9 protein-coding genes and 1 pseudogene are annotated in these 7,445 nt (G+C 67.5%); 5 read left to right on the top strand and 5 right to left on the bottom strand.

Annotated elements, in window-relative coordinates:
- A partial coding sequence (locus tag P3W97_RS08965; protein ID WP_300845961.1) for an SDR family NAD(P)-dependent oxidoreductase occupies window positions 1-390 on the bottom strand: 390 nt, incomplete at its 3' end.
- Window positions 391-432: 42 nt separating this feature from the next.
- Between P3W97_RS08965 and P3W97_RS08960 the strand changes: the two genes are divergently transcribed.
- The 3 genes from P3W97_RS08960 (at window position 433) to trxC (ending at window position 2,355) form a co-directional block, all read left to right on the top strand.
- On the top strand, window positions 433-1,587 hold the full coding sequence (locus tag P3W97_RS08960) for an SAM-dependent methyltransferase (RefSeq protein ID WP_300845959.1): 1,155 nt from the start codon (window positions 433-435) through the stop codon (window positions 1,585-1,587).
- A gap of 12 nt (window positions 1,588-1,599) precedes the next feature.
- Window positions 1,600-1,794: a DUF2905 family protein gene (locus tag P3W97_RS08955; protein ID WP_300845957.1), complete on the top strand. Its 195-nt coding sequence runs from the start codon at window positions 1,600-1,602 to the stop codon at window positions 1,792-1,794.
- Window positions 1,795-1,905: 111 nt separating this feature from the next.
- The gene (gene trxC / locus P3W97_RS08950) at window positions 1,906-2,355 is read left to right on the top strand and encodes a thioredoxin TrxC (protein ID WP_300845955.1); all 450 of its coding nucleotides are present in this window, start codon (window positions 1,906-1,908) and stop codon (window positions 2,353-2,355) included.
- 31 nt (window positions 2,356-2,386) lie between these two features.
- Here trxC and P3W97_RS08945 read toward each other — a convergent pair whose 3' ends face one another.
- Together P3W97_RS08945 and P3W97_RS08940 are read right to left on the bottom strand one after the other, a co-directional pair.
- Window positions 2,387-3,694 carry a multifunctional CCA addition/repair protein gene (locus P3W97_RS08945; RefSeq protein ID WP_300845953.1) on the bottom strand — a complete coding sequence of 436 codons (1,308 nt, stop codon included), beginning with the start codon at window positions 3,692-3,694 and terminating at the stop codon, window positions 2,387-2,389.
- A gap of 11 nt (window positions 3,695-3,705) precedes the next feature.
- Entirely contained in the window at window positions 3,706-4,032 is a 327-nt protein-coding gene (locus tag P3W97_RS08940) for a metal-sensitive transcriptional regulator (protein WP_300845951.1), read from the bottom strand.
- 213 nt (window positions 4,033-4,245) lie between these two features.
- Between P3W97_RS08940 and P3W97_RS08935 the strand changes: the two genes are divergently transcribed.
- Window positions 4,246-4,833 (top strand): DUF302 domain-containing protein, encoded by a 588-nt coding sequence (locus tag P3W97_RS08935; RefSeq protein ID WP_300845949.1) that lies wholly within the window; start codon window positions 4,246-4,248, stop codon window positions 4,831-4,833.
- 40 nt (window positions 4,834-4,873) lie between these two features.
- Window positions 4,874-6,139: an OmpP1/FadL family transporter gene (locus tag P3W97_RS08930; RefSeq protein WP_300845947.1), complete on the top strand. Its 1,266-nt coding sequence runs from the start codon at window positions 4,874-4,876 to the stop codon at window positions 6,137-6,139.
- 48 nt (window positions 6,140-6,187) lie between these two features.
- Here the strand turns inward: P3W97_RS08930 and P3W97_RS08925 are convergent, their stop codons facing one another.
- Complete coding sequence (locus P3W97_RS08925; RefSeq protein ID WP_300845945.1) at window positions 6,188-7,144, bottom strand: complex I NDUFA9 subunit family protein; 957 nt, start codon at window positions 7,142-7,144, stop codon at window positions 6,188-6,190.
- A 51-nt stretch (window positions 7,145-7,195) separates the two neighbouring features.
- Window positions 7,196-7,445, bottom strand: a pseudogene (locus P3W97_RS08920) (lytic transglycosylase domain-containing protein); the annotation flags it as partial.

The following is a 7,445-nucleotide window of genomic DNA, read 5'->3' as shown; positions in this document are numbered from 1 at the left end:
CAGCTGCTGCGCCAGCAGCACCGGGGCGGCCGTGTTGGGGGCCCAATGCGCGCGCAGGCTGGCCTCATTGACCGTCAGGGCGTCGTCGTATTCGAAGCGCGAGGCCGAATTGACCAGCGCGCACAATCCAGAGAAGCGCTGCGCCGCCAAGGGCACCAATTCGCGGCAGGCCTGCTCGTCGGCGAGGTCGGCGGCGAACGCCTCGGCCTGCACCCCAAATTGGCGGCACGCGCAGACCGTATCGGCCGCCTCGGCGGCCGAACCGCGGTAGTGCACCGCCACATGCCAGCCAGCCTGCGCCAGTGCCAGCGCAATCGTGCGACCCAGGCGGCGCGCGGCACCGGTGACCAGCACGGCGCGTTCGGGGTTGGGGTTGGGGTGGGATGACATTGCGACAGGATACGGGTCGGAAATCGGGCGCACAATCATGCCATGAGCCTGCTTGTCCACACCGCACTGGCGGTCGATTCCAACTCCGGGGGCCACACGGCTGCCCCCGTTGTATCCGTCGTGCGAGATGCGTTGGCCGAGTCGGGCGGCTGGTTGCCGTTCGACCGCTTCATGGCGCTGGCGCTGTACCACCCGCAGGGCGGCTACTATGCCAGTGGGGCCCACGGCATTTTTGGGCATGGACCGAGCGACGGCAGCGACTTCGTCACGGCGCCGCTGGTGTCGCCGCGGTTCGGGCAGGTGCTGGCCCGCCAAGTCGCGCAAGCCCTGCAGGCCACGGCTGTGCAAGACGTCTGGGAATTCGGCGCGGGCACCGGGGCGCTCGCAGCACAACTGATCGACACGCTCGACACCCTCGGTCTGCCTCCACCTCGCTATCACATCGTGGAGCTGTCGGCGCCCTTGCGTCAGCGGCAGGCCCAGCGGCTGGCGCGTTGGGCCGACCGCGTACACTGGCACGATCGCTTGCCCCAGGTCATCGAGGGCGTGGTGCTGGGCAACGAAGTGCTGGACGCCATGCCGGTCAAGCTGCTGCACCGTGTCGACGGCGTGTGGCACGAGCGCGGCGTGGCGTGGGATGAAGGGGCAGGGCGCTTCGTTTGGCAGGACCGTGCCACCGACTTGCGCCCGCCGTGCGTGCTCGACGGTGAGCACGACTACCTGACCGAAATCCACCCGCAGGCCGAGGCCTTCGTGCGCACGGTGGGCGAGCGGTTGCGGCATGGAGCGGCCTTCTTCATCGACTACGGCTTCCCCGAACGTGAGTACTACCATCCCCAGCGCATCATGGGAACCTTGATGTGCCACCGGGCGCACCGCGCCGACGCCGATCCGCTGACTGACGTGGGAGCCAAAGACATCACCGCACATGTCAATTTCACCGGCATCGCCCTGGCGGCGCAGCAGACGGGGCTGGAGGTGCTGGGCTACACCAGTCAAGGGCGTTTTTTGCTCAATGCCGGGCTGCTCGACGGCCTGGACGATGCGCCCCTGCCCGAGCGTGTCGCGGCCCTGAAGCTGGTGCATGAGCACGAGATGGGCGAGCTCTTCAAGGTCATCGGCTTGGCGCCACCCGCGAGCAGCCGGGGCTGGGTGCCGATGGGCTTTGCGCACGGCGACCGTACCCACACCCTGTAACCCAGGCGCGCCATGATCCGCTGGATGATCGTCATCTTTTTGGCGCTGGTGCTGATCAGTTGGATGACGCCGCTGCTGCGCCGCCTGGGCCTGGGGCGGCTGCCGGGGGATTTTCATTTCCGCCTGTTTGGGCGCGAATGGTTCATTCCGCTGACCAGCACCATCGTGCTGAGTCTGTTGGCGTCGGCGCTCGCGCGATGGATTTGATGCGCTGATGAGCGTGCGGTGGGCCCGTGCGCCGTACTCGGCAGGGTATGCCTTGAATCCGCCAGGAGATGCCCCATCTTCCGGACATCCCTGTCTCATCCGGAGCGCCGTATGACCACCGAACCGCTGCACATCGTCTGTCCCCATTGCCACACCACCAACCGGGTGCGGGCCGATCAGCTCGGGCAGGCGCCGGATTGTGGCCGTTGCCACCGGCCGCTGTTCGACGGACACCCCGTCGCGCTGGATGCCGAAGCCTTCGAGCGCCACGTGGGGCGCAGCCAGATCCCGGTGCTGGTGGATTTTTGGGCGCCCTGGTGTGGGCCGTGCCGCATGATGGCACCGGCCTTCGAAGCCGCGGCGCAGCAGCTGCAGCCGCGTGTGCGGCTGGCCAAAGTCAACACGGAAGAAGAGCCAGGCCTGGCCGCGCGCTTTGGCATCCGCAGCATCCCGACCTTGGCGCTGTTCATTGGCGGGCGCGAGGTCGCCCGTCAGGCGGGCGCCATGGGACAGGCCGACATCGTGCGGTGGGTGGGCGCTGCCCTGGCGCGCGCGCAGTGAACCTGACCGCCCAGCCCGGGCTGGGCGGCCTTCAAGCCGCGAGTGCCGCGGCGATGGCGTGCTGGCGCGCGTGCTCGATGGCCGCCCCGATGCGTTGCCCCAGGTCGCGCGCATCGGGATGGCGGGCCTGCGTCTGCTGCGCCACGGTGGCTGTGTCCACCGCCAGCGCCGCGCGCAGGGCCGCCCGCAGGCGGCCGGCTTGGGGGTAGGGGTGTGCCTCGTGGTGCAGTCGGCCGCGGGCATCGCATTCGCAGGCCAGCAGCACCTGTTCGAACCGCTCGGGGCGGCGCAGCGCATCGCAGCGTTGCAGCAGGCGCAGGGTGGCGGCTGCGCTCAAAGTATCACAGCGGTGGATGTGGCCATGCTCGCGCGCCACCACCTCGGCCAGTTCACGGCAGTCGCGCGGCACGCGCCAGCGCTCGCTCACCGCACGCAGCAGCTTGACGCTGCGCTCCTCGTGTCCGAGGTGACGGGGCAGCACATCCTGCGGCGTCGTGCCCTTACCCAGATCGTGGCACAGGCAGGCATAGCGGGTGGCCAGCGGGGCGTCCAGGCGAGCGCTCATGTCCAGCACCATCTCCAGGTGTCGGCCGGTGTCCACCTCGGGGTGGTAGTCGGCGCGCTGTGGCACGCCCCACAGGCGGTCCACTTCGGGCAGCAGCACGCGCAAGGCGCCACAGTCGCGCAGCACCTGCAGCATGCGCGAGGGGCGCGGCTCCATCAAGCCGCGCGCGAGCTCCTGCCACACCCGCTCGGGCACCAGGTGATCCACCTCGCCGTCTTCGACCATCGCGCGCATCAGCGCCAGCGTTTCTGGCGCCACGGTGAAATCCGGCCAGCGTGCCGCAAAGCGCGCCATGCGCAGGATGCGCACCGGGTCCTCGGCAAATGCTGCGGTGACATGGCGCAACACCTTCTCGCGCAAATCGCGCCGGCCGCCATAAGGGTCGATCAGGCGCGCATCGGCGGGGTCGAAGCGACCTTCGGCATCCAGCGCCGCGGCCGGCAGCGCCATGGCGTTGATGGTTAGGTCGCGCCGCGCCAGGTCCTGCTCCAGCGTTACGCTGGGGTCGGCGAAAAACTCGAAGCCGTGGTAGCCCCGCGCGCTTTTGCGCTCGGTGCGCGCCAGCGCATACTCCTCGCGCGTGACCGGATGCAAAAAGACGGGAAAATCCCGCCCCACGGGCAAAAAGCCCTGCGCCACCATCGCCTCGGGCGTGGCGCCGACCACCACCCAGTCGCGGTCGGCGTGGGCGGTGCCGTCGGGCCGCCGGTGCACCGGGTGAAAAGCCCCAAGCAAGCCGTCGCGCACCGCGCCGCCAACCAGGTAGATCTGCACCGTGGGCGCGATCAGGCGTACTTTTCCAGAATGCGCGTGGAGCGTTCGACCTCGCGCATCGTCTCGTCGTCGGAGACGGCCACCGACTCCATCACCGAGCAGGCCATCATGCGAAAGAAGGCCTTGTCCATGGCCTTGCGCGCCGCCGACATCTGCTGGGCGATGTCCTCGCACGGCCGGCCGGACTCCACCATCTCGATCAAGGCGCGCACCTGGCCCTCGATGCGCTTCAAGCGGTTGACCACGTCCCGCTGGTGTTCATCACGGTAGCGCGACGGCGGCGTGCCGGCCCGGTTCGCTTCGGCCGAGCGGCATTCGCCGCTGGGGGTGGGTTCCATCATGACGACGCCTTTTGAGTATTCGATCAAAACCTTGAGTGTGCCAAAAAACCGGCGCGCTGGACATTGGACCAGTGGTCGCGCTGGGAATGAGGTTCGTCGTAAACCCTACCCCCTAGGGTTAATGCGGATAGAAGGGGGCTTTTTACCTCGCTAAGCTGGCTGACGTCTTGATTTAAATTAAAGCCCCCTGGGGCGCAGGAGCGAGAGGACATGAGCCCATTTCGTCAAACCTGGCGGCAAGCGGCCGCCGCGCTTATGTTGGCGGTCAGTGCCGGTGCCATCAGCGGCTGCGGCACCGTGGCGACGATCGGCAAACTAGAGGACGGCGCCGGTGCCGAGGCGATGAAAATGTGGGACCGCTGGATCGAGGGCGACGGTGACATTGCGGTGGCCACCACGTGGGAGCGCAAGGTCAAGCCGGGTCTGACCGTCGCCGAGGTCGAGGAGATCATGCGCAATGTGATGGTGGAGCGCAATATGCGCGACGTCGGCACGCTGCCGCTGTCCAAGGAACTGGAGGCACGATCCGGCAAGAAGGAGCCGGTGCTCACGATCTACCAGTTTTGCAGCCCCAACATCGCGCGTCACATGGCCGATTTCAGCCCGCACATGGCTGCCTACATGCCATGCCGCATCGCGCTGGTGGAGCGGCCCGATGGCCTGTGGCTGTACACGCTCAATATGGACATGATGGTCAAGATGGGCCGCAAGCTGCCCTCGCCGCTGAAGGAGGAGGCATGGAGCGTGCGCGAGGCGGTCTGGGACATGATGGAGCGTGCATCCAAGGGCGAGTTTTGATCTGCCCGCTCGCAAATATCCATGAGCAGAGGAGAACCCTATGACGACGATACGCAACCGAGTTGGGCTGCGGCAAGCCGTGGCCGTTGTCGCGCTGTTGGCCGCCCCATGGGCACAGGCCACCAACGGCTACTTTCCGCACGGCTTCGGCCTAAAGGCCAAGGGCATGGGTGGCGCCTCCATCGCGCTGGCGCACGACGCCTTTGCCGGCGTCAATAACCCGGCTGCCGCAGCCTTCGCCGGCAACCGCTGGGATGTGGGCGCCGAGATCTTCCGTCCTTACCGTGATGCGCAGTTCACCGGACAGACGCCGGTGGTGGAAAGCGGCCGCACGGCGTTCCCGATCCCGGAGTTCGGCTACAACGCCAAGTTGTCCGAAAAGCTGGCGCTCGGCGTGACGGTGTATGGCAATGGGGGGATGAACACCTCATACGCGCCGTTTCCGAACGGTGTCAACCTGCTGGGTGGGCAAGGCAAGCTCGGCGTGGACCTGATGCAGCTGATCGTTGCGCCGACCCTGGCCTATCGGGTGGCCGATGGGCATGCACTGGGCATCTCGCCGCTGTTGGTGCTGCAGCGCTTCGAGGCCTATGGTCTGCAGGGCTTTTCGATGATGTCGCAGTCGCCGGGCGATGTCACCAACCGCGGCAAAGACACCAGCACCGGTATCGGCGTGCGCCTGGGCTATTTCGGTCAGCTGGGCGATCGCGTGACGATCGGTGCCGCCTATTCGCCCAAGACCAACATGGGCCGCTTCGAGCGCTACAAGGGGCTGTTTGCCGGCAGCGGCGACTTCGATATCCCGGAGAACTACGGTATCGGTGTGGCGGTGCAGCTCAGCCCGGCGCTGACCGTGGCGCTGGATGCCACGCGCATCAAATACGGCGGTGTGCCGGCGATCGCCAACGGCAGCCTCAGTCAGGTGATGGGTGGCCAGCCGCTCGGCGCAGCGGCGGGCCCCGGGTTTGGCTGGCGCGACATCGGGGTCGTCAAGGTCGGCGTGCAGTGGCAGGCCAGCCCGCAGTGGACGTTGCGCGCCGGCTACAACCAGGGTGACAACCCGATCCGGCCGCAGGACGCGATGTTCAATGTGCTGGCCCCCGGCGTGATACGCGAGCACTTCACCTTCGGCGCCACCTACGCGCCGGACAGGGACAGCGAGTGGACGTTCGCGCTGTGGCACGGCCGGCGCGAGACGGTGGTGGGGCCGAGCGTGGACTTTGTGTCTGGTGCAATGAATCCCACCGGCACGCGCATCGGCATGCACCAGAACGGCTTCGGGCTGCAGTACAGCCGCAAGTTTTGAGCTGGGCAAAGCGATGGGCCGCCGCTCGGCGTAAGGGCGGCGGCTTTTTTACCGCCGTCGATGCGCGGTGCGGCGGATGGCGATCAGGGGGTCGGCCGGGCCGTCCAGGTCCAGATAGCGGGCCGCGATCGGCTCCACCGGGCTGGGGGTCAGGCCCAGATCGGTCAGGGTCGGCAGGGTGCCGCTGGCGATGTTGTCCACTTCCATCGAACGCAGGTTGTCGGTGCTCAGCAGCGGCTCGCCCGGCATCAGCTCCATCATCAGTGCCTGCAAATACGCCAACGCGCGCGGCAGGCCAATCACCGGCCGCGGGTGACCGCTGAGCCGCCCTGCCAGTCGGACCAAGTCGGCCAGCGTCCAGACTTCCGGGCCGACCGCCTCGAAGGTGCGGCCGGTGGTGTCGTCGCGCTGCAGGCAGGTGACGATGGCCTGCGCCACGTCGCCCACCCACACCGGCTGAAATCGCGCCTGCGCCCCGGCCAGCGGCACCACCGGCAGGCTGCGTTGCAGCCGTGCAAAGAGGTTGAGGAAGCGGTCTTCGGCGCCAAAGATGACGCTCGGACGCAACACAGTCAAGGCCAGGCCCGATGCGGCAGCCTGCTGCAAGACGGCTTCTCCCTCGCCCTTGGTTTGCAAGTAGAGGGACGGCCCCTTGGGATCGGCCCCCAAGGCGCTGACGTGCACGAGCCGGCGCACCCCGGTGGCCAACATCGCCTGGGCCAGTCGCTGCGGCAATGCCACATGCACCTGCTCGAAGCGGCGCCGGCTGCCCTGCAGCACCGCGATCAGATTGACCACCGCGTCGTGGCCTGGCAACAGCTCCTCCAAGGCACGATCGCGATGCACATCGATGGCGAGCACATCCACCATCGGCAGCATCTGTACCACTTTGGCATGCTCTAGGCGGCGCGTCGGCACGGTGACGCGCACGCCGAGCCGCGTGAGTCGTTCGCAGACATGGCGGCCAACGAAGCCAGTGCCGCCCAATACCAGCACATGTTTCATGGTGTCCTCGCGTTCCTTCGGGGCCATATCGGGGTGGCGATCGCTGCGCCGTCACGGCAGGTCCATGTCCGGCGCCCGCGCCGTCGTCAGCCGGGGGCCAATGCGCCCGAGCCGGCTGCTCAGGCGCTGCGGCTGGCCGCTCAGAATGGCGGCGTAAACCGTGGTGTTCGACAGCACCCGCTTGACATAGTCTCGTGTCTCGTCAAACGGAATGTTTTCGATCCAGACCGCCGCTTCCAGCTCTGGGCCCTGGCGCCATTGGCGCGGACGTCCCGGCCCTGCATTGTAGGCCGCCGCCGCC

It is taken from the genome of Tepidimonas sp., from assembly GCF_029335975.1.
Lineage (GTDB): Bacteria > Pseudomonadota > Gammaproteobacteria > Burkholderiales > Burkholderiaceae_C > Tepidimonas.
Note: the sequence above shows the minus strand (reverse complement) of the source record. Positions and strands in the feature narration are given on the sequence as shown.